The sequence below is a fragment of the uncultured Azonexus sp. genome (assembly GCF_937982035.1).
GTDB lineage: Bacteria > Pseudomonadota > Gammaproteobacteria > Burkholderiales > Rhodocyclaceae > Azonexus.
Genome location: NZ_CALJNI010000016.1, coordinates 77,720 through 98,172 on the forward strand (window position 1 = coordinate 77,720; position 20,453 = coordinate 98,172).

Annotated in this window: 25 protein-coding genes; 10 read left to right on the top strand and 15 right to left on the bottom strand. The window is 64.7% G+C overall.

Annotation, left to right across the window (positions count from 1 at the left end; all coding sequences use genetic code 11):
* Window positions 1-9 precede the first annotated feature (9 nt).
* The 4 genes from Q0799_RS11530 (at window position 10) to Q0799_RS11545 (ending at window position 3,644) form a co-directional block, all read left to right on the top strand.
* Window positions 10-582 carry an aminodeoxychorismate/anthranilate synthase component II gene (locus Q0799_RS11530; protein ID WP_298398463.1) on the top strand — a complete coding sequence of 191 codons (573 nt, stop codon included), beginning with the start codon at window positions 10-12 and terminating at the stop codon, window positions 580-582.
* Complete coding sequence (trpD, locus tag Q0799_RS11535) at window positions 579-1,607, top strand: anthranilate phosphoribosyltransferase (protein WP_298398464.1); 1,029 nt, start codon at window positions 579-581, stop codon at window positions 1,605-1,607. Before Q0799_RS11530 ends, trpD begins: the two co-directional genes overlap by 4 nt.
* The gene (gene trpC / locus Q0799_RS11540; RefSeq protein ID WP_298398466.1) at window positions 1,604-2,392 is read left to right on the top strand and encodes an indole-3-glycerol phosphate synthase TrpC; all 789 of its coding nucleotides are present in this window, start codon (window positions 1,604-1,606) and stop codon (window positions 2,390-2,392) included. The genes trpD and trpC overlap by 4 nt, the downstream gene beginning before the upstream one ends.
* Before the next feature lie 172 nt (window positions 2,393-2,564).
* The gene (locus Q0799_RS11545) at window positions 2,565-3,644 is read left to right on the top strand and encodes a porin (protein ID WP_298398468.1); all 1,080 of its coding nucleotides are present in this window, start codon (window positions 2,565-2,567) and stop codon (window positions 3,642-3,644) included.
* Window positions 3,645-3,791: 147 nt separating this feature from the next.
* On the opposite strand, the gene proB is transcribed toward Q0799_RS11545, so the two are convergent.
* The 4 genes from proB to rplU all read right to left on the bottom strand — a co-directional run bounded on the left by proB (window position 3,792) and on the right by rplU (window position 6,645).
* Window positions 3,792-4,910: a glutamate 5-kinase gene (proB, locus tag Q0799_RS11550; protein WP_298398470.1), complete on the bottom strand. Its 1,119-nt coding sequence runs from the start codon at window positions 4,908-4,910 to the stop codon at window positions 3,792-3,794.
* Window positions 4,907-5,980: an Obg family GTPase CgtA gene (gene cgtA / locus Q0799_RS11555; RefSeq protein ID WP_028994361.1), complete on the bottom strand. Its 1,074-nt coding sequence runs from the start codon at window positions 5,978-5,980 to the stop codon at window positions 4,907-4,909. Before cgtA ends, proB begins: the two co-directional genes overlap by 4 nt.
* A 68-nt stretch (window positions 5,981-6,048) precedes the next feature.
* Complete coding sequence (rpmA, locus tag Q0799_RS11560; RefSeq protein WP_076092045.1) at window positions 6,049-6,312, bottom strand: 50S ribosomal protein L27; 264 nt, start codon at window positions 6,310-6,312, stop codon at window positions 6,049-6,051.
* Window positions 6,313-6,333: 21 nt separating this feature from the next.
* Window positions 6,334-6,645 (bottom strand): 50S ribosomal protein L21, encoded by a 312-nt coding sequence (gene rplU, locus Q0799_RS11565; protein WP_011289195.1) that lies wholly within the window; start codon window positions 6,643-6,645, stop codon window positions 6,334-6,336.
* 128 nt (window positions 6,646-6,773) lie between these two features.
* Between rplU and Q0799_RS11570 the strand changes: the two genes are divergently transcribed.
* Window positions 6,774-7,118, top strand: a complete 345-nt coding sequence (locus Q0799_RS11570) for an FKBP-type peptidyl-prolyl cis-trans isomerase (RefSeq protein WP_028994363.1) — start codon at window positions 6,774-6,776, stop codon at window positions 7,116-7,118.
* On the top strand, window positions 7,115-8,230 hold the full coding sequence (locus Q0799_RS11575) for a pseudouridine synthase (RefSeq protein WP_298398477.1): 1,116 nt from the start codon (window positions 7,115-7,117) through the stop codon (window positions 8,228-8,230). The genes Q0799_RS11570 and Q0799_RS11575 overlap by 4 nt, the downstream gene beginning before the upstream one ends.
* A gap of 81 nt (window positions 8,231-8,311) precedes the next feature.
* Here the strand turns inward: Q0799_RS11575 and Q0799_RS11580 are convergent, their stop codons facing one another.
* The 6 genes from Q0799_RS11580 to Q0799_RS11605 all read right to left on the bottom strand — a co-directional run bounded on the left by Q0799_RS11580 (window position 8,312) and on the right by Q0799_RS11605 (window position 13,646).
* On the bottom strand, window positions 8,312-8,749 hold the full coding sequence (locus Q0799_RS11580; RefSeq protein WP_028994365.1) for a MaoC family dehydratase: 438 nt from the start codon (window positions 8,747-8,749) through the stop codon (window positions 8,312-8,314).
* Window positions 8,750-8,823: 74 nt separating this feature from the next.
* Window positions 8,824-10,023: an ABC transporter permease gene (locus Q0799_RS11585; RefSeq protein WP_298398479.1), complete on the bottom strand. Its 1,200-nt coding sequence runs from the start codon at window positions 10,021-10,023 to the stop codon at window positions 8,824-8,826.
* A 2-nt stretch (window positions 10,024-10,025) separates the two neighbouring features.
* The gene (locus Q0799_RS11590; RefSeq protein ID WP_298398481.1) at window positions 10,026-11,234 is read right to left on the bottom strand and encodes an ABC transporter permease; all 1,209 of its coding nucleotides are present in this window, start codon (window positions 11,232-11,234) and stop codon (window positions 10,026-10,028) included.
* Window positions 11,221-11,913 (bottom strand): ABC transporter ATP-binding protein, encoded by a 693-nt coding sequence (locus Q0799_RS11595; RefSeq protein ID WP_298398483.1) that lies wholly within the window; start codon window positions 11,911-11,913, stop codon window positions 11,221-11,223. Before Q0799_RS11595 ends, Q0799_RS11590 begins: the two co-directional genes overlap by 14 nt.
* On the bottom strand, window positions 11,914-13,050 hold the full coding sequence (locus Q0799_RS11600) for an efflux RND transporter periplasmic adaptor subunit (RefSeq protein ID WP_298398485.1): 1,137 nt from the start codon (window positions 13,048-13,050) through the stop codon (window positions 11,914-11,916).
* A gap of 8 nt (window positions 13,051-13,058) precedes the next feature.
* Window positions 13,059-13,646 (bottom strand): hypothetical protein, encoded by a 588-nt coding sequence (locus Q0799_RS11605; RefSeq protein ID WP_028994370.1) that lies wholly within the window; start codon window positions 13,644-13,646, stop codon window positions 13,059-13,061.
* Between the two features lie 343 nt (window positions 13,647-13,989).
* On the opposite strand from Q0799_RS11605, the gene Q0799_RS11610 reads away from it, so the two are divergent.
* Window positions 13,990-14,343: a RidA family protein gene (locus tag Q0799_RS11610; protein ID WP_298398488.1), complete on the top strand. Its 354-nt coding sequence runs from the start codon at window positions 13,990-13,992 to the stop codon at window positions 14,341-14,343.
* On the opposite strand, the gene Q0799_RS11615 is transcribed toward Q0799_RS11610, so the two are convergent.
* Complete coding sequence (locus Q0799_RS11615; RefSeq protein ID WP_298398490.1) at window positions 14,334-14,624, bottom strand: hypothetical protein; 291 nt, start codon at window positions 14,622-14,624, stop codon at window positions 14,334-14,336. The genes Q0799_RS11610 and Q0799_RS11615 overlap by 10 nt on opposite strands.
* A 95-nt stretch (window positions 14,625-14,719) precedes the next feature.
* On the opposite strand from Q0799_RS11615, the gene Q0799_RS11620 reads away from it, so the two are divergent.
* Window positions 14,720-15,406 (top strand): DUF3334 family protein, encoded by a 687-nt coding sequence (locus Q0799_RS11620; RefSeq protein ID WP_298398492.1) that lies wholly within the window; start codon window positions 14,720-14,722, stop codon window positions 15,404-15,406.
* Between the two features lie 9 nt (window positions 15,407-15,415).
* Here Q0799_RS11620 and Q0799_RS11625 read toward each other — a convergent pair whose 3' ends face one another.
* Entirely contained in the window at window positions 15,416-16,216 is an 801-nt protein-coding gene (locus Q0799_RS11625; RefSeq protein ID WP_298398494.1) for a M23 family metallopeptidase, read from the bottom strand.
* A gap of 199 nt (window positions 16,217-16,415) precedes the next feature.
* Here Q0799_RS11625 and paaX point away from each other — a divergent pair, with 199 nt between their 5' ends.
* Window positions 16,416-17,363, top strand: a complete 948-nt coding sequence (gene paaX / locus Q0799_RS11630; RefSeq protein WP_298398496.1) for a phenylacetic acid degradation operon negative regulatory protein PaaX — start codon at window positions 16,416-16,418, stop codon at window positions 17,361-17,363.
* Here the strand turns inward: paaX and paaY are convergent.
* On the bottom strand, window positions 17,352-17,972 hold the full coding sequence (gene paaY, locus Q0799_RS11635) for a phenylacetic acid degradation protein PaaY (RefSeq protein ID WP_298398498.1): 621 nt from the start codon (window positions 17,970-17,972) through the stop codon (window positions 17,352-17,354). The two genes, paaX and paaY, sit on opposite strands and share 12 nt — an antisense overlap.
* A gap of 68 nt (window positions 17,973-18,040) precedes the next feature.
* Between paaY and Q0799_RS11640 the strand changes: the two genes are divergently transcribed.
* Window positions 18,041-18,841: an IclR family transcriptional regulator gene (locus Q0799_RS11640; protein ID WP_298398500.1), complete on the top strand. Its 801-nt coding sequence runs from the start codon at window positions 18,041-18,043 to the stop codon at window positions 18,839-18,841.
* 5 nt (window positions 18,842-18,846) lie between these two features.
* Here Q0799_RS11640 and Q0799_RS11645 read toward each other — a convergent pair whose 3' ends face one another.
* Both Q0799_RS11645 and Q0799_RS11650 read right to left on the bottom strand, forming a co-directional pair.
* Window positions 18,847-19,629 carry an enoyl-CoA hydratase/isomerase family protein gene (locus tag Q0799_RS11645; protein ID WP_298398502.1) on the bottom strand — a complete coding sequence of 261 codons (783 nt, stop codon included), beginning with the start codon at window positions 19,627-19,629 and terminating at the stop codon, window positions 18,847-18,849.
* A 12-nt stretch (window positions 19,630-19,641) separates the two neighbouring features.
* Entirely contained in the window at window positions 19,642-20,415 is a 774-nt protein-coding gene (locus tag Q0799_RS11650) for an enoyl-CoA hydratase (protein ID WP_298398504.1), read from the bottom strand.
* Window positions 20,416-20,453: the final 38 nt, after the last annotated feature.

Sequence of the window (20,453 nt, forward strand, 5' to 3'; positions counted from 1 at the left end):
GGAGCAGCCATGTTATTGATGATCGACAACTACGACAGCTTCACCTACAACCTGGTCCAGTATTTCGGCGAACTCGGCCAGGAGGTGAAAGTCTTCCGCAACGACGCCATCACGCTGGCCGAGATTGCCCGTGTCAGGCCCGACTACCTGGTCATTTCGCCCGGCCCTTGCGCGCCGGCGCAGGCCGGGGTGTCGCTGGCGGCGATCAAGGAGTTCGCCGGCAAGATTCCGCTGCTCGGCGTCTGCCTCGGCCACCAGTCGATTGGCGAAGCCTTCGGCGGGCGCATCGTGCACGCCAGGACGCTGATGCACGGCAAGGTGTCGCCGGTGCACCACAAGAACGAGGGCGTCTTCCGCAACCTGCCCAATCCGCTGACCTGCACCCGCTACCACTCGCTGGCCATCGAGCGGGCCAGCCTGCCCGATTGTCTGGACATCACGGCGTGGACCGAGGACGGCGAGATCATGGGCGTACGTCACAAGACGCTGGCCGTCGAAGGCGTCCAGTTCCACCCGGAATCGATCCTGACCGAACGCGGTCACGATCTGTTGAACAACTTCCTCGAGGAGCATCGCCCATGACCCCGCAAGCCGCCCTCCAGCGCGTCATCGAGCATCGCGAAATCTTCCACGACGAAATGGTCTCGCTGATGCGCCAGATCATGAGCGGCGAAGTCTCGCCGGTGATGATCGCCGCCATCGTCACCGGACTGCGCGTCAAGAAGGAAACCATCGGCGAGATCGCCGCCGCCGCCAGCGTCATGCGCGAGCTGGCGACGCCGGTCAAGGTGCCCTACGACAAGCACTTCGTCGATATCGTCGGCACCGGCGGTGACGCCGCGCACAGCTTCAATATCTCCACCACCTCGATCTTCGTCGCCGCCGCTGCCGGTGCCAAGGTCGCCAAGCACGGCGGGCGCAGTGTCTCGTCGAGTTCGGGCAGTGCCGACGTGCTCGAGGCGCTTGGTGCCAACATCAATCTGACGCCGGAAAAGGTTGCTGCCTGCATCGAGCAGTGCGGCATCGGCTTCATGTTCGCGCCCAACCATCACAGCGCGATGAAGCATGTCGCGCCGGTCCGCCGCGAAATGGGCGTGCGTACCATCTTCAACATCCTCGGCCCGCTGACCAACCCGGCCGCCGCCCCGAACACGCTGATGGGCGTCTTTCATCCCGACCTGGTCGGCATCCAGGTCCGCGTCATGCAGCGCCTCGGTGCCGAGCGCGTGCTGGTCGTGCACGGCAAGGACAACCTCGACGAAATCTCGCTCGGCGCGACGACGCTGATCGGTGAGTTGAAGGACGGCGAAGTCCGCGAATACGAAGTGCACCCGGAAGACTTCGGCTTGCAGATGATGTCGCTCAGGAACCTGCGCGTCGGCAGCGCCGACGAGTCGAAGGCGATGATGCTCGCCGCCCTCGACAATCAGCCGGGTGCCGCCCGTGAGATCGTCTGCCTCAACGCCGGTGCTGCGCTTTATGTCGCCAACGCCGCCGCCAGCATCGGTGACGGCATCGCCAAGGCGCGCGAAGCCATCGCCAGTGGCGCCGCGCGCGCGAAACTGGCGCAGTTCGTCGAATGCACGCAACGCCTGGGGGCCGCATGAGCGACATCCTGAACAAGATCATCGCCACCAAGCGCGAGGAAATCGCCGCCGGTCTGGCCGTCAAATCCCTTGCCTCACTTGAGGCCGAAGCCGCGCAACAAGCCGCGCCGCGCGATTTCGTTGGTGCCATCCGCGCCAAGCTCGCCTGCGGCCAAGCTGCCGTGATTGCCGAAATCAAGAAGGCCAGCCCGTCCAAGGGTGTCATCCGCGCCGATTTCCGCCCGGCCGACATCGCCCGCAGCTACGCCGCTCACGGTGCCGCCTGCCTGTCGGTGCTGACCGACCGTCAGTATTTCCAGGGTGCCCCCGAATACCTGCAGGCCGCCCGCGCCGCCTGCAGCCTGCCGGTGCTGCGCAAGGACTTCATCGTCGATGCCTGGCAGGTCGCCGAAGCCCGTGCCATGGGCGCCGACGCCATCCTGCTTATCGCCGCCGCACTCAGCCTGCCGGAAATGCAGGCGCTGGAGCGCCAGGCCATGAGCTACGGCATGGCCGTGCTGGTCGAAGTGCACAACGGCGAGGAACTCGACGCCGCGCTGCAGTTGCAGACGCCGCTGCTCGGCATCAACAACCGCAACCTGCGCACCTTCGATGTCACCCTCGACACCACCCTCGGCCTGCTGGCGCGGATTCCCCAGGCGCGCATCGTGGTCACCGAAAGCGGCATCCTGAAGCCGGAAGATGTCGCCCTGATGCGCGAACACGCGGTCAACGCCTTCCTCGTCGGCGAAGCCTTTATGCGTGCGGATGAGCCGGGAGAAGAGCTGGCACGCCTGTTCCGGTGACGTGTTGTTGCGTTGATGCAACAGTCGCCACAATGTCTCGTCCCGCTGCTGGATTAAGTCTTGCCGCTGTCACATGCGGCTAGCACAATGCTTCACAACTTCTCGATCCGAGAGGTAAAGCTTAACCAGCCCGAAAGGCTGGTTAAAAACTAACCACTAAGGAGATTTTCTGATGCAAAAGAAGATTATCGCTCTGGCCATCGCTGGCCTGGCTTCTACCGCTGCTTTCGCGCAAACCAACGTTACCGTTTACGGTGTTGCTGATGCCTACTACGGCAACTTCTCTGCCAAAGGCACCGATGGTCTGAGCGGCATCCAGTCCGGCGGCCTGTCGGGTTCCCGCGTTGGCTTCCGTGGTACGGAAGACCTGGGCAATGGCCTGAAGGCTGTGTTCGAATACGAACTGGCTTTCAACCTTGACTCGAATGCTCCTAACACCGCGGCTATCAACGGTGCTGCTACCGCTGGTGATGCTCGTGGCAATGGCCTGACTAATACCCGTCAGTCCTTCGTCGGTCTGGCCGGTGGTTTCGGTACCGTCGTCGCCGGTCGTCTGCAGACCCCGGGTTACTACATCGGCAAGTTCGATGCCCTGGCTTCCGCTGCCATCTCCCCGCAAGCCATCCTGGCTGCTGACCAAGGCGCCACCATCGCTCCGTCCAACGCTGGTCGTGTGAACAACGCCGCTGCTTACATCTCGCCGACCTTCTCCGGCTTCTCCGCTGTTGCTGCTTACGGTTTCGGTGAAGAAACCGTTGACAACACTGAACGGGAAAGCGTGATTGGTCTGGGTCTGAACTACGCCAACGGTCCGGTTGCTGTCAGCTACGTCTACCACAAGGTTGGTAACGTTGGTGCCAACAACGTTGCCGGTGCTCAGTTCAACGACCAGAAAGAACACATGGTCGGCGCTTCTTACGACTTCGGCGTCGTCAAGGTTCTGGGTAGCTACCAGACCATGGACACCACCAACGTTCAGAACGACAAGGACAAGATCTATCAACTGGGCGTTGTCGTTCCGGTTGGTAAGGGCAATGTCCACGCTGCCTACGGTAAGGCTGCTCGTGACGCCGCTCGTAGCGACTCCAAGTCCTGGACCGTTGCTTACACCTACGGCCTGTCCAAGCGCACCACCGCTTACGCTGGCTACAACAGCACCTCCAACGATAACCTGGCCAACGCCGGTGTCTTGACCCCGGCAGCTGGTGGCAAGAGCCGCGGTGCTGTGGTTGGTCTGCGTCACACCTTCTAATCTAGCCTAGCTAGTTTTAGAAAACTGAAAGCGGTCACTCTTCGGGGTGACCGTTTTCTATTGGGGCTTATCAAAGCTTCGAACCCGGGACCGGGGCAATAAAAAACCACGCTCATGTTGGCGTGGTTTTTTGTTGTCAGCCTGATTTCAGACCAGGATCAGATTATCCCGGTGGATCATTTCCGGTTCGTCGATGTAGCCGAGGATGCCGTCGATTTCATGAGTCGCCTTGCGGGCGATCAGGCGGGCTTCGCCGCTGCCATAGTTGGCCAGGCCGCGGGCGATCTCGTGGCCATCGGGGGCGATGCAGGCAACCGCAGCGCCGCGCTCGAATTCGCCGTCAACGGCCGAGACGCCGACCGGTAGCAGGCTTTTCCCGGATTTCAAGGCCTTGACGGCGCCGTCGTCGAGTACGAGGCGGCCGGCAAGCTGCAGGTGGTCGGCCAGCCATTGCTTGCGTGCGGCCAGGGGCGGCGTCTGGGCGACGAGCAGGGTGCCCAGTGCCTCGCCGGTGGCCAGGCGCAGGATGGGATCGTTTTCGTGGCCGCTGGCGATGACGGTGTCGGCGCCGCTGCGTGCTGCGCGTTTGGCGGCGATGACCTTGGTGATCATGCCGCCGGTGCCGACGCGGCTACCGGCGCCACCGGCCATGGCTTCGAGCGTGGGGTCGCCGGCGCTGGCCTCCTGGATCAGCGTCGCCGCCGGATCCTTGCGCGGGTCGGCCGTGTACAGGCCCTTCTGGTCGGTGAGGATGATCAGGGCGTCGGCTTCGAGCAGGTTGGCGACCAGGGCGCCCAGCGTATCGTTGTCGCCGAACTTGATTTCGTCGGTGATCACCGTGTCGTTTTCGTTGATGATCGGGATGACGCCGAGGCCGAGCAGGGTGTTCAGGGTGGCGCGGGCGTTCAGGTAGCGCTTGCGGTCGGCGAGGTCGTCGTGGGTGAGCAGGATCTGCGCGGTGTGCAGGCCGTGCTTGCTGAAGGCGGCTTCGTAGACTTCGACCAGGCCGGCCTGGCCGACGGCGGCAGCGGCCTGTTTTTCATGCACGGTCTTCGGCCGGCGGCCCCAGCCCAGGCGCTGGACACCGCAGGCGACGGCGCCGGAGGAGACGAGGATGACCTCGCGTCCTTGTTCGCGCAGCGCGGCGATCTGGCGCGCCCAACTGTCGATGGCGGCGAGGTCGAGGCCGTTGCCGTTGCTGGTGACGAGTGCCGAGCCGACCTTGACGACCAGGCGTTTGGCAGAAGCGAGGCGGCTGCGGCTCATTGTTCCTCGGCAGGCGTGTCTTCGTCGTCGTCGGCGATTTCCGGGCGGGCCATCTGTTCGAGGGCTTCCTGGATCGCGTAGATCAGCGGCTTGGTGCCGTCGCCGGTGATGGCGGTGATCGGGAACACCGGGCCGTCGTACTTGGTTGCCTTCTTGTAGGCCTTGAGGAAATCCTTGACCGCCTTTTCGCGGTCTTCCTCGGGAATCAGGTCGAGCTTGTTGAGGACCAGCCAGCGCGGCTTGTCGGCCAGCGCCGGGTCGTGCTTGACCAATTCGCCGACGATGGCCTTGGCGTCCTTGACCGGGTCGGCATCGGGATCGATCGGTGCGATGTCGACCAGGTGCAGCAGGATGCGCGTGCGCTGCAGGTGCTTGAGGAAGCGGATGCCGAGGCCGGCGCCGTCGGCGGCACCTTCGATGAGTCCGGGCACGTCAGCCATGACGAAGCTTTTCTCGGCGCCGACGCGGACCACGCCGAGATTCGGGTGCAGCGTGGTGAACGGGTAGTCGGCGACCTTTGGGCGGGCCGACGAGACGGCGCGGATCAGCGTGCTCTTGCCGGCGTTGGGCAGGCCGAGCAGGCCGACGTCGGCGAGTACGCGCAGTTCGAGGCTGACCTCGAATTCCTCACCGGGATCGCCCTTGGTGCATTGGCGCGGCGCGCGGTTGGTCGACGACTTGAAATGGGTGTTGCCGAGGCCGCCCTTGCCGCCCTTGGCGAGCAGGACCTTCTTGTCGTGAACGTCGAGGTCGGCGAGGATTTCGCCGGTGTTCAGGTCGGTGACCACGGTGCCGACCGGCATGCGCAGGAAGATGTCATCGCCGCCCTTGCCGTAGCAGTCGGCGCTGCCGCCGTTCTCGCCGCGCTGGCCGAGGAACTTGCGGGTATAGCGGTAATCGACCAGGGTGTTGATGTTGCGGTCGGCGATTACGTAGACGCTGCCGCCACGACCGCCATCGCCGCCGTTGGGGCCACCCATCGGGATGTATTTTTCGCGGCGGAAGGTGGCGATGCCGTTGCCGCCGTCGCCGGCTTTAACGTAGATCTTTGCTTCGTCAATGAACTTCATGCTTTCCGCCTCTGAAAATTAAAAAGCCCTATCCGGCGGATAGGGCTTCTGGGTTCCGCCGGTCCGAATTATTCGGCAGCCGGAACGATGGTGACCGTGCGGCGCTTCTTTTCGCCCTTGATGGCGAACTGGATGGTGCCATCCTTCAGCGCGAACAGGGTGTGGTCCTTGCCCATGCCGACGTTTTCACCGGCGTGGAATTCGGTACCGCGCTGGCGAACGATGATGTTGCCGGCGAGAACGAATTGACCGCCGTAGCGCTTGACGCCGAGTCGTTGTGCCTGTGAGTCGCGGCCGTTACGCGAACTGCCGCCTGCTTTTTTGTGTGCCATTTGCTAGCTCCTTCTCTGAACTCAGGCAGCGATCGTGTCGATGCGCAGTTCGGTGTAGTTCTGACGATGGCCCTGACGCTTCTGGTAGTGCTTGCGACGGCGCATCTTGAAGATCTTGACCTTGTCGTGGCGGCCGTGGGAAACCACGGTGCACTTGACGGTGGCGCCAGCAAGGAAGGGGGCGCCGATCTTTACCGATTCGCCTTCGCCTACCATGAGGATCTGGTCAAGGGTAACTTCTGCGCCAACGTCTGCCGGTATCTGTTCTACTTTGAGTTTTTGGCCAGCGGAAACGCGATACTGCTTGCCGCCGGTTTTTATGACCGCATACATGGGTTGGACTCCGAAAATAAATCTAAAGGGTGCTACAAAGAACCGCGCATTATACGTAGAAGTTTATGAAAGTCAAAGCCTTTCAAGGGCTTGTGCTAGAATTTCGGCCTTTCGCAAAGGAGCATCTCATGGCTGAAATCACCACGGCCTCCGGCCTGATCTACGAAGACACCGTTGAAGGCAGCGGTGCTGTCGCCGCCGCCGGCGCTTTCGTCACCGTGCACTACACCGGCTGGCTGACCGACGGCAGCAAGTTCGATTCGAGCAAGGATCGCAACGACCCCTTCCAGTTTCCGCTCGGCCAGGGCCATGTCATCAAGGGCTGGGACGAAGGCGTCCAGGGCATGAAGATCGGCGGCACCCGCAAGCTGACCATCCCGGCTCACCTCGGTTACGGCGCCCGTGGCGCTGGCGGCGTCATCCCGCCGAATGCAACGCTGGTCTTCGAGGTCGAACTCCTCGATCTGCAATGACCCAGGCTGACGATCCCTGGGCCAAGTGGCGCCAGCCGGCCGGTTCGGCCGCGCCTGCCGCCGAGAAAGCGGAACCGCCTGTCCCGGAAAAATCCGTACCGGCGCGAGCACGGCCGGCCAAAACGCCGGAACGCCCGGAGGCCGACAAGCGGCCAGCGGATGAGGGTACGGCCGACCTGGAGGTCAAGGCAGAGGTGAAAACCAAGCCGGCCGGTACCTTGGGCGTGAAGGCTGGCCTGCGCTCCGAGGCACCCGGAAGACGCACGCCCTTGCGCGGCGGTTCGCCGGTACGCAAGCCGATGGCGGCTGCGGCGCCGGTTGAGCGTCCGGCGGCCCGGCCGGTGAAAAAGGCGGCGGCGCCGGTGGTCCGCTCCGGCCCGCCACCCGAAGGGACGCGCTTGTCCAAGGTGATGTCCGAACGCGGCATGTGCTCTCGGCGCGAGGCCGATCTGTGGATCGAGCGCGGCTGGGTTTTCGTCAATGGCGAGCAGGTCAGCGAACTCGGTTCGCGCATCGATCCGGATGCGCGCATCGAAGTCTCGACCGAGGCCAAGAAGGATCAGGCCAAGGCGGTCACCATCCTGCTGCACAAGCCGGTCGGTTATGTTTCCGGTCAGCCTGAGCCGGGCTGCATTCCGGCGGTGACGCTGATCACCGCAGAAAACCAGGTGCCGCAATCGGGCGGTCCCGAGTTCAAGCCGTGGATGCTGCGCGGCCTGGCGCCGGCCGGCCGGCTCGACGTCGATTCGACCGGCCTGCTGGTGCTGACCAGTGACGGTCGTGTCGCCAAGCGTCTGATCGGCGAGGACAGCGATGCCGAGAAGGAATACCTGGTGCGCGTCTCCGGCGAGATGATCAAGGGCGGCCTCGAACTGCTGCGCCACGGCCTGGAACTTGACGGCAAGCCGTTGAAGCCGGCCTGGGTCAAGCAATTGAACGAGGACCAGCTGCACTTCATCCTCAAGGAAGGCAAGAAGCGCCAGATCCGTCGCATGTGCGAACTGGTCGGTCTCAAGGTGGTCGGCCTGAAGCGTGTGCGCATCGGCCGCATCCGCCTCGGCGACCTGCCCATGGGGCAGTGGCGTTTCCTGCGCGCTGACGAAGCGTTTTAAGCTTTTCAGCACATAAGGCACAGCAACGAAAACGCCGGCAATTTGCCGGCGTTTTTTGCTTTGAACGAGTCGGCTGTCAGCTCAGACGGTGCCGGTCGGTGCGGCGCTACGCACCGGCGGCATCATCAGGCATTCGCCTTCGATCACGGTCTTGCCGGCAACCGTGCACACGGTGTCGAGGATGACGCGGTTCTTGGCGGTGTTGACCTCGCGCACGGTGACCGTGGCGGTAACGGTGTCGCCCGGCTTGACCGGGGCCTTGAACTTCAGCGTCTGCGACAGGTAGATGGTGCCGGGCCCGGGCAGCTTGTTGGCCAGCGTCGCCGAGATGAAGCCGGCCGACAGCATGCCGTGCGCGATGCGGGTGCCGAACATCGTGCCCTTGCAGTATTCCTCGTCGAGGTGGGCCGGATTGACGTCGGTCGAGATGCCGGCGAACAGGATGATGTCGGCTTCGGTCACGGTCTTGGAAGTGCTCGCGGACATGCCGGGGTGCAGTTGGTCGATGTGATAGGTCATGCTGTGACTCCTGATTCTTTATCGAAGTGGTTGCGGCAGAAAAATAAACTCTAACATACGTCAGCGTATGGCTGTCACTCGGTGCGCAGGGCTTCAACCGGATCGAGTCCGGCAGCGCGCCGGGCGGGCAGCACGCCGGCGGCGAGGCCGATGGCGATGGCGATACCCTCGGCGAGCAGGACGAAACTGAGCGGCGTGTGCACCGGCAGCGCCGGCACCAGCAGGTGGATCAGCTGCGCCAGGCCGATGCCGAGCAGCAAGCCGAGCGCTCCGCCCAGCGCCGAGAGGGCGATGGCTTCGCCGAGAAACAGCCCGAGGATGGTGCGCCGGCGGGCGCCGAGGGCGACCAGCAGGCCGATTTCGCCGGTTCGCTCGGTGACGGCGATGGTCATGATGGTGACGATGCCGACGCCGCCGACCAGCAGCGAAATGCCGCCGAGCGCGCCGACGGCCAGGGTCAGCACGTTGAGGATGTTGGACAGCGTCTTCAGCATTTCTTCCTGGGTGACGATGGTGAAGTCCTCGCGGCCGTGGCGTTCGATCAGGTGCCGGCGGATCTGGCTGGCGACCGCCGCCGACGGGGCGTTCTCGGCGACGGCGACATTGATTTCGTCCACGCCCTCGCGATTGAACAGTTCCTGGGCGCGGGCGGCGGGGATGAAGGCGGTGTCGTCGAGGTCGATGCCGAGGAACTGGCCCTTGGCTTCCATGATGCCGATCACGCGGAACTGCAGGCCACCGATGCGGATGCGCTGGCCGAGCGCGTTGTCGGCGCCGAACAGTTCTTCCTTCAGCTTGGCGCCGAGGACGACGAAGGCACGCGCATTGCCGGCATCGTCGGCGGGCAGGTACTGGCCGCTGCGTGCGGCCAGGCGGAAGGCGGCGGCGGAATCGGCGCTGACGCCGGAGATCAGCGTGCGTCGGGTGCGCCCGTTGCCCTGGATTTCGGCATTGCCCTTGATGTTCGGCGTCACCGCGACGACATGCGGCAGGCGGGCCAGCGATTGCGCATCCTCCAGCGTCAGCGGGCGGGCGCTCGACGGCAGGCCGGAGGGGGCGCCGCCGGTTTTCGTTTTGCCCGGGGCGATGGTCACGACGTTGGTGCCGAACTGGCTGAATTCGCCCAGTACATAGCGATGGATGCCCTCGCCGATCGAGGTGAGCAGGATCACCGAGGCAATGCCGACGGCGATGCCGAGCAGCGTCAGGAAGCTGCGTAGGCGCTGCGCGGTGACGGCGCGGGCGGCAAGGCGGATGGCGTCGCGGAGATCCATGCTCAGTGCTTCATCAGCGCCTGCGCCGGATCGAGCCGGGCGGCGCGCCGCGCCGGCAGGAAGCCGAACAGCAGGCCGGTGCCGATGGCGGTGGACAGGCCGGCGATCACCGCCCAGTGGGGCGGGTAGGCGGGAAAGATCGGGAAGATCTGACGCAGGGCAAAGGCGCCTAGCTGGCCGAGCAAGTAACCAAGGAGGGCGCCGACCGCCGACAGCATCGCCGCTTCAGTCAGGAAAGCCAGGCGGATGGTTCGCGCCGGCGCGCCGAGCGCCTTGAGCAGGCCGATTTCGCCGGTGCGCTGTGTCACCGCGACGAGCATCACGTTCATCACCAGAATGCCGGCCACCGCCAGGCTGATCGCGGCAATGCCGGCGACGGCCAGCGTCAGCGCGCCGAGCAGCTTGTCGAAGGTGGCCAGGACGGCATCCTGGGTGATCACCGTGACATCTTCCTCGCCGCGATGGCGCTGGGTCAGGATCGTCAGTGTCTGGTCGCGCGCCTGCGGAATGGCGTCGCGGCTGCGCGCCTCGACCAGTACGCGGAACAGCGTGTTGCTGTTGAACATTGCCTGGGCGAAGGCGACCGGGACGATGACCAGTTCGTCGGTATTCATGCCCAGCCCCTGGCCGGTCGACTTGAGGACGCCGACGATGCGCACGCGCCGGTCGCCGATGCGCACCAACTGGCCGACCGCCGGCGCGCTGCCGAACAGTTCGGCGCGGATGGTGGCGCCGATCACCGCGACCGCCGAGCCGCGGTTCCAGTCTTCCTCGGGCAGCGCGTCACCCTGGGCGAGGTCGAAATCGCGGATGGCGAAATAGTCGCGCGTGGTGCCGGCGACCATGACTTCGCGCAGCCGGCCGCCGAAGTTGATTTCCGAGGTGCCGACGGCGAGCGGGGCGACGCGGTGCACGGCCGGCGCGCGGCGGAGGGCACCGGCGTCGTCAATGGTCAGGTCGCGTGGCGTATTGGTGATCGCCGTCGCCGGGTTGAAGCCGCCGGTGCCGGTGCGCCCGGGCAGGATGATGACGAGGTTGCTGCCGAGCGACGAGAACTGGCCGACGACGTAACGTCGGGCACCGTCGCCGAGTGCCGTCAGCAGCACCACGGCGGCGACGCCGATGGCCATCGCCAGCACCGACAGCGCTGTGCGCACCGGGTAGCCGGTGGCGGCGTCGCGGGCGAAACGCAGGATGTCAGGCAGGCGCATGCGCGGCGCTGTCGTGCTTGAGGCGCCCGTCTTCCATGACCAGCTGGCGGCGGGCGCGTTCGCCCATCTGCGGGTCGTGGGTCACGATGACCAGGGTGACGCCGCTGGCGTTCAGGGCTTCGAGCAGATTGACCACTTCCTCGCCGGTGTGCCGGTCGAGGTTGCCGGTCGGTTCGTCGGCGAGGATCAGCGCCGGCTGCATGATCGTCGCCCGGGCGATGGCGACGCGCTGACGCTGGCCGCCGGAGAGTTGGTCCGGCTTGTGCTCGGCGCGCTGGTCCAGGCCGAAGTTCTTCAGTGCCTCGGTGACCCGGCGGTCGCGCTCGCTGCGTGCGATGCCGGCCAGCATCATCGGCAGGGCGATGTTTTCGGCGGCGGTCAGGCGTGGCACCAGATGAAAACTCTGGAAGACGAAGCCGATGCGCGTACTGCGCACCTGCGCCTGTTCGTCGGCGCTCAGGGTCGTCACGTCGCGCCCTTCCAGCCGGTAGCTGCCGGCATTGGGGCGGTCGAGCAGGCCGAGCAGGTTGAGCAGCGTCGATTTGCCCGAGCCGGACGGACCCATCACGGCGACGTATTCGCCGGCCGAGATGCTCAGGTCGAGGCCGGCCAGCGCTCGTACCGTGGTGTCGCCGAGCTGGAACCGGCGTTCGATCCCGGACAGTTCGATCAGTGCCATTCAGCGTGCCGCTTGTTCTTCCGTCGCCTTGGCGCCGGCGACGACGCCCGTGCGTTCGAGCGAGGTGACGATGCGTTCGCCGGCCTGCAGGCCTTCGCTGATCTCGGTGTGTTCCCAGTTGGCGAGCCCGGCCTTGATGCTGCGTTCGACCAGCTTGCCGTCTTCCAGCAGCAGCACCTTGCCGCCTTCCAGAATTGCCGCGGTCGGAATGCGCAGGACGTTTTCCCGGGTCGCCAGGATGATCTCGACATCGGCGCTGTAGCCGACCAGCAGGCCGGCGGCTTCGTCCGGTTTGGCGAAATCGACTTCAATGTCGACGGTGCGCGCCTGCTTTTCCACGGCCGAGACGTAGGGGGCAACACGCCGCACGGTCCCGGCCAGCACCTTGCCGGGCAGCGCATCGAGGGTGATGCGCACGGGTTGTCCGACCGCGATCTTGGGTGCATCGACTTCGTCCATCGGCGCCTTGACGTAGAGGCAGGCGTCGTCGAATAGGTCGATTGCCGGCGGTGTCGGCACGCCCGGCGGTGACGGCGTCGAGTATTCGCCCAGTTCGCCGACGATCTTGGCCACCGTGCCGGCAAAGGGGGCGTACAAGGCCACCCGGCCCTGGTCGACGCGGGTCGATTTGAGCCGCGCTTCGGCCTGGGCGATGTCGGCCCGCGCTGTGGCGCAGGCAGCCCGGCGGACCTCGGCGTCGGTGCGGGCGCTTTCCTCGCGGCTGGGCGAGACGAAGCCGCGGGCGCGCAGTTCGGCCTGCCGGCTGGCTTCCTTTTCGGCGTTGGTCGCGGCAATGCACACTTCCTCGGCACGCTTCGCCGCCAGCGTCACCTGAGCGGACGCCAGTGCCGAACTGGCCTGCTGGTCGTCGTTCCAGAGTTTGAGCAGCAACTGGCCTTTTTCGACCTTGTCGCCTTCCTTGACGCCGAGGTATTCGATGCGCCCGCCGACGATGGTCGACAGTTTGGTGCGCTGGCAGGCCTCGACCGTGCCGGCGCGGGTATTGGCCAGCGTGGCTTCGACGGTGCCGGTGCCGACGCTGGCGACGGTGACGGCAACCGGTTTGGGGCGGCTCAGCCAGAAGGCCGCGATGGCCAGGATGACGACGATGATCAGGGCGGTGACGAGGCGACGCATGGGATTTCCTATCTGAAGCCGGGCAGCCAGCCGGATTGTTCATGGCCCCAGACCGGTTCGAGGCTGCCCTGGTATAGCGCCTCGATCACCGGCGGCTCCTGCCAGGGTTCGTTCATGAAGGTCAGGCCGACTTCCTCGACGGTGCGTCCCGACCAGTAATGCTCGGCGACTTCGTCGAGCGCTTCGAGCGACAGGCTGTGCGGCAGGCGTAAATAATCGAGCCAGCTGGCATCGTGAAAGGAGCAGATGTAGGCGCCCTTGGTCCGCGAGCAGGAGAGGTTCTTGCCGAAGACGCGATCCGGATGCTTGTGGCGGAAGGTCATCGCGTCGGTCCGGGTGGCGAACTGCAGCAGGGCATGCAGGCGGCTGGGAAAATGGTTGTAGCGCCGTTGCCGGAAATATTCGAGGTGGTACTCGGCGAAATAATTCTGCACCGACAGCAACTGGTCGCCGGCGCTCGGTGCACCACCCTGCGGCGCGGCTAGCGTGGCACCGAAGGGGCTGCCCTTGAGAATGTCCCAGCCGGGCAGGTCGGCGCCTGCGTCGAGCCAGCAGAAAAGCTCCAGCGTTGCAGTGTCCTTGATCAGGTTGTCCATGATCCCGTTGGCGTGGTGCGAGTCCCGTCATTCTCGCCGATTGCACGGGTTTGACCAAACATGGCGTAAGGGAATTTGCTGGAGAAAAAAACAGGCTGGTTTTTTATTTTCAGAGTGGTAAGCTGAAGCCGTGTCGAGTGTGCAGCAAGCCCGGCATGCAGTGGCAGTCAATGCTGCGTTGCAGGAGATTCTATGGCAGTTGTCAAAGGAAGCATTTCTTGAGATTACCGTGTAGTACTCCCCATACGGCGTAAAGCCGGTTACCCCGACCGGGTGTGTCGGGGGGCAGCAAACGAAGCCCATGCCTCAAACGCATGGGCTTCACGCTTTTCAGGAACGGGAAATGTCGATTCAACGTTACGGCACGACACGCCGCTATTCCGATGCTGTGGTGCACAACGGCACCGTCTACCTCGTCGAAGTTTCTGCGCTGGCCGATGCCGGCATCGCCGAGCAGACCGCCGACATGCTGGCCAGCGTCGAGCGCTTGCTGGCGCAGCTTGGCAGTGACAAGCGCTATTTGCTCATGGCGACGATCTACCTGGCCGACATGGCCGACTACGATGCCATGAACGCCGTCTGGGATGTCTGGGTGCCGGCAGGCTGTGCGCCGTCCCGCGCCTGCGTGCAGGCCAGGCTGGCGAAACCGGAATACCGTGTCGAAATCGCGCTGACCGCAGCCATCGCTCAGGACTGAATTTCGGCGCTACAGTCGCAGCCGCTGCCGGCGGAAATCCAGCGGGCGCAGAGCCGGCCGGTCAGGCTGTCGGGGCCGGCGGCCAGTAGCAGGCCGCAGTGATAGCGTCCGGCCCCGGCCGACCAGGTCAGTGCCGGGCACGGACCGTGCCGTTGCAGGAAGCGCAAGCGGCCGAGCGGACAGGTTTCGAGTGCGCAGCAGACTCCGCAGCCATTGCAGGGCTGGCCTTCGGCGGGCTTGGCAGGGGCCTCGCGATGCAGTTCCAGGATGATTTCGCGCACGGCGCATGATGCGGCATCAAGGTGAAGGCCGGCAAGTCGTCCGTGACTGTGCTATATATGCGGATATTGTTAATTCACCGAGACTTTGCCGAATCATGATCGAACAAGACAAACCTGTCGTCTTTGGCACCGAAGACATCCTGATGAGCCTGTGCAACTCGGTGACCGATGTCCTCAATGTCGCCACGCAGAGCCAGATCCGTTATTCCGGCATGGTCCAGCGCATCAGCAAGACCTGCCTGAAGCCGGACATCGGCTGTTTCGTGCTCTTCGACGGTGGTTTCACCGGCCTGGTCGTGATCAACTTCTCCGCCTCGGCGGCGATGGAGCTCTACGAGAGTTATCTCCTGAGCATGGGCATGGCGAAGGATGAGTTGGCCAGTTCGCACACGGCCGATGAAGTCAGTAACGTGATGGGCGAACTGATGAACCAGATCGTCGGCAATTTCACCGGCAAGGTCGGACGTGAATTGCAGACCCACATCACCCAGAATCAGCCGAAGATGCTGGTGCTCAGCAAGCAGGTCATGCTCAGTGTCGATACCAATCTGGACAAGCCGGAAGCGCGCCGGGTCACCTTTTATACCAGCCGCAACAACATCTTCTACCTCGAACTGGCGATCGATCGCACAGAGTTCATCAAGCTGTTCGACTTCGACGCCCAGGAAGTGGCCGACCCCGACGAACTGATCGCCCAGGCGGCTGCCTCCGCCGGCAAACCGGCCGCCGTGCAGGCGCCGGCCAACGACCACGACGACCTGCTCAAGTCGCTCGGCATGTAAGCGCGGCCCTCAGGGGCGGGCGAGAAACAGCTCCGGGTCGACCGGCGTATCGTTGAGAATGACCGTCCAGTGCAGGTGCGGCCCGGTCGAGCGGCCGGTGGCGCCGACGGCGCCCAGGCGTTCGCCGCGGGCAACGCGTTGCCCCACCTGCACATCGATGCGCGACAGGTGCATGTAGATGCTGATCAGGCCCTGGCCGTGATCGAGGAAGACGCTGTTGCCGTTGAAGAAATAATCGCCGGTGTCGATCACCGTGCCAGCGGCCGGTGCGCGGACCGGCGCGCCGCTGGGGGCGGCGAAATCGAGCCCGTTGTGCGGGTTGCGCGGCAGGTCGTTGAAATAACGGCGCAGACCGAAACGCGATGACAGACGACCGTCGGCCGGCCGCGAGAAACCGGTGTCGGGGTTGCCGGTGCTGAAGCGGCGTTTCAGTTCGGCGGTATGCGCCTGCTCGCGCTCGATGCGCGCGAGGTCTTCCGGTGAAGGTTCGACCTTGCGTTTTTCCTTGATGGTCAGACGCTGTTCAGGATAGTTCTTCGTGCCGACCGGAATGCTGATTGTCCTGGTCGCCGCCGCGTCGGCGACGGTGACGTCCAGCGGAACCGGCAGGGCATCGAGGGGGATGCCGAGCAGGGCGTGCCAGCGTCCGGCATGGGCGACAACAGCGAGCGGGCTGGTGTTGTGGAACGCCTGTGGGCGTGGGCGGTTGTCTGGTCCCAGATCGATTACGGCAACGCCGCCCGGAACCGCCAGGTGCCGTGGCAGTTCGGCGTATGCCGGGGTAAACGACAGCGCGCTGCCGAGCAGCAATGCGGCGATCAGGCGTGCGCGTGAGATGGGATTTTCTGGTTTTCCGAAAATGTTACATATAAAAATCAAAAAAATTGAAATATGTGTCGTGTTGGTGTTGGTTGTTTCTGCGGTTGTCATGAAAAAGTCTTTTAAATTATGCTGATAAATGATTTAATTCGATTCTTCCTGATCGGCAAGTGCCCGGGGTCGTGATTCCGTGAATAGTGAAATACAGCAGCGTCTCAGCGCATTCCGGCAGAAACGCCGGGTGCAGGCCGGTTCGCTGATCATCACCGTCTTTGGCGACGCCATTCTGCCGCGTGGCGGCAAGATCTGGCTGGGCAGCCTGATCCGCCTGCTGGAACCGCTTGACCTCAACGAGCGCCTGATCCGGACTTCGGTCTTCCGCCTGGTCAAGGAAGAATGGTTGTGTACCGAAACCATCGGCCGTCGTGCCGATTATGCCCTGACCGCCGCCGGCCGGCGACGTTTCGAAGAAGCCGCCCGGCACATCTACGCCTCGCGGGCGCCGCTGTGGGATCACCGCTGGCGCCTGATCCTCCAGGTCGGCGAACTGCCCCAGAAGACCCGCGAACAGGTGCGCAGCGCGCTCGCCTGGCAGGGCTTCGGCATGCTCGGCAGCGAGTGCTTCGTGCACCCGGGCGCTGAACTCTCGGCGGTGCTCGATGCACTGGTTGCCGAGGGCCTGTCTTCGGCCTTGTCAGCCCTGTTGCCGCTGTTCGCCGCCGATTCGCGGTCGGCCATGTCGGCCAGCGACGCCGATCTGGTCAGCCGCGCCTGGAACCTGCCGGCGCTGGCCGAAGCCTACGGGCATTTCGTCACTCGCTACCAGCCGATTCTCGACGAACTGCAGCGCGACCAGCGACTGGTGTTGAGCGATCAGGATGCCTTCCTGCTGCGCATCCTGCTGATCCACGACTACCGGCGCATGCTGCTGCGCGATCCGGAACTGCCCGAAGTCCTGTTGCCCGCCCAGTGGCCCGGCCAGCAGGCACGCCTGCTGTGCAAGGAAATCTACCGGCGCCTGGAGACGGCCTCGTCGCGTCACCTCGATGCCATGCTGTGCGTGGCCGACGGCAGCACGCCGGTCGAGGACGCGACCCTGGCCAACCGCTTCAGCCAGGACGATCCCTTAAGCCGCTGAATCCTTCTTCAGGTCGACCAGCGGGATCACGCCGGCGATCTCGATGCGCCGGCGGTCGGCTTCGACCTCAGTCAACGGTGCCGTTTCGACCATCGTGGCCAGGCAGCGCCGGGTCAGCTCCTGGTAGGTTTTCGTGCCTTCGCCCTTCCAGGCGATTTCCTCGGCGCTCAGCGGGCGGACGACGCGGCCGGGCAGGCCGGCGACCAGCACGCCGTCGGGAATTTCCTGGCCGGCCTTGATGAAGCTTGAAGCGGCGACGATGCTGTTGGCGCCGATCACGGCGTTGTCCATGATCACCGCGTTCATGCCGACCAGCGCGTTGCGTCCGACGCGGCAGCCGTGCAGCACGGCGCCGTGGCCGATGTGCCCGTCTTCCTCGACCACCGTGTCGGTGCCGGGAAAACCGTGCATGACGCAGGTGTCCTGGAGGTTGGCGCCGCGTTCCAGGATCAGCCGGCCGAAATCGCCGCGCAGGCTGGCGCAGGGGCCGACGTAACAGCCCGGACCAACGATCACGTCGCCGATCAGGACGGCGCTGGGATGGACGTAGGCGGTCGGATCAACCACCGGGGTGATGCCGTCGATGGCATAGACGCGCAGGGAGTTCATGGGGCTTGTCGCTTGGCTGTCGAAGTGCATTATTATAGAACCTGTTTTGTAATGAGGAATTTTTGGCGATGAGCGAGGATACTGACGGCAAGCACGGCGTGCAGTCGATGGAGGTCGGCATGAGCATCCTGCGGGCCATGGTCGACGGGCAGCGCTCGATGATGCTCAAGGACATTGCGGCGGCTGCCGGGATGCCGGCGTCGAAAGCGCACCGTTACCTGGTCAGCCTGATCCGCGCCGGCCTGGTCGAACAGGACCCGATGAGTTCGCGTTACGACCTCGGGCCGTTCGCGCTCAACGTCGGCCTGGTCGCCCTCGACCGCCTCGACCGGGTACGCCTCGGCCTCAATGCCATCGCCGAACTGCGCGACGAGATCAACCAGACCACCGCACTCGCCGTCTGGGGCGACCGCGGTCCGGTGGTGGTGCGCTGGGAAAGGCCGCGCCGGCCGATCACGGTCAATGTCATCACCGGCACCGTGCTCGAACTGCTGTCGTCGGCCACCGGCCGGGTGTTCGCCGCGTGGATGCCGCGCAAGGTCGTCGCGCCGTTGCTCGCTGCCGAGATGAAGGCGCCGGACGTGCCGCCTGAACTGAAGAGCAAGGCCGGTGTTGAAGCCCTGCTGGCCGACGTCAGGGCCAGGGGCTTTGCCACCACCGACGGCTTCCACAAGGTGCCGGGGGTGACGGCAGCGGCGGTGCCGGTATTCAACTTCCGCAACGAAATCACCATGGCCCTGCTCGCCGTCGGCGTCCAGGGCATGCTCGACACCCGCGCCGACAGTCTCGAAGTCAGCCATCTGCGCCGGCACGCCGAGGCCCTGTCGCTGCGCCTGGGCGCCACCGGCGAGCCGAAACCGCCGCACTAGCAGGCTCAGGCGAGCCAGGCCGGCGGCCGCTTGTCGAGGAAGGCGGCGATGCCGTCGCGGGCTTCGGCGGTTGCCCGCTGGCGGGCGATGCGACCGGCCGTTTCCTCGCCCAGGGCCGCGTCGATGGGGCGCCCGGCAACCGCGGCGATCAGATCCTTGGCGGCGTTCTGGGCGAGCGGCCCGCCCTGCAGCAGCGCCGAAGTCAGTTGGTCGATGGCGGCGTCGAGTGCTTCGGGGGCGACCACCTCGCCGACCAGGCCGATCGCCAGTGCGCGTTCGGCGCCGATCTTCTCGCCGCTCTGGAAATAGCGCAGCGCGTGGCGCGGGCCGATGGCGCGCAGCACGTAGGGGCTGATCACTGCCGGGATGATCCCGAATTTCACTTCCGAGGTCGAGAAGCTGGCGTCGCTGGCGGCAATCGCCATGTCGCAGGCGGCGGTCAGGCCGGTGCCGCCACCCAGCGCGGCGCCCTGAACGCGGGCGACGGTCGGTTTGCGCAGGCTGGCCAGGGTGTGCAGCATGGCGGCGAAATTGCGGGCGTCGGCGAGGTTCTGCTCGGCGCCGAACTGCGCCGCCCGCTTCATCCAGTTGAGGTCGGCGCCGGCCGAGAAATGCCGGCCACGGCCGCCGAGGACGATGATACGCACGCCGGCGTCGGCTTCCAGTTCGCGACAGGCGGCGGCCAGTTCGGCGATCAGCGTCTCGTCGAAGGCGTTGAAGACGGCCGGACGGTTCATCCAGATCGTCGCCACCGGCCCTTTGCGTTCGATTTCCAGGGTTTCGTACATGCTCGTTCTCCGTCAGCGGTTATTGAACGCCGGCTTGCGCTTCTCGACGAAGGCGGCCATGCCTTCCTTCTGGTCTTCGAGGGCGAAGGCCGAATGGAAGACGCGACGTTCGAAGAGCAGGCCTTCGTTGAGCGAGGACTCGAAGGCGCGGTTGACCGATTCCTTGATCATCATGATCACCGGCAGCGAATAGCCGGCGATGGTCGTGGCGGCCTTCAGCGTCTCGTCGAGCAACTGATCGGCAGGAATCACCCGGGCGACCAGGCCGGCCTTCTCGGCTTCGGCGGCGTCCATCATGCGCGCGGTCAGGCACAGGTCCATCGCCTTGGCCTTGCCGACGGCGCGCGGCAGGCGCTGGGTGCCGCCGGCGCCGGGCATGGTGCCGAGGCGGATTTCTGGCTGACCGAACTTCGCCGTATCGGCGGCGAAGATCATGTCGCACATCATCGCCATTTCGCAGCCGCCGCCCAGCGCAAAGCCCGAAACGGCGGCGATCACCGGTTTGCGCGTGGTCTTGATGCGTTCCCAGTTGCGGGTGATGAAGTCCGTTTTATAGGCGTGCATGTAGTCGAAGTCCTTCATGAAGCCGATGTCGGCGCCGGCGGCGAAGGCCTTTTCGTTGCCGGTGAGGACGATGCAGCCGATGTTCTCGTCGGCTTCGAAGGCGTCGATGGCGGCGGCGATGCCGTCGACGACTTCGTTGTTCAGCGCGTTCATCGCTTCCGGCCGGTTGATGCGGATCAGGCCCACTTTGCCGTGGACTTCGCTGAGAACCGTGGTGCTCATGGCAAAAATCTCCAAAAAAAAGGCCGCCCAACCTCGGG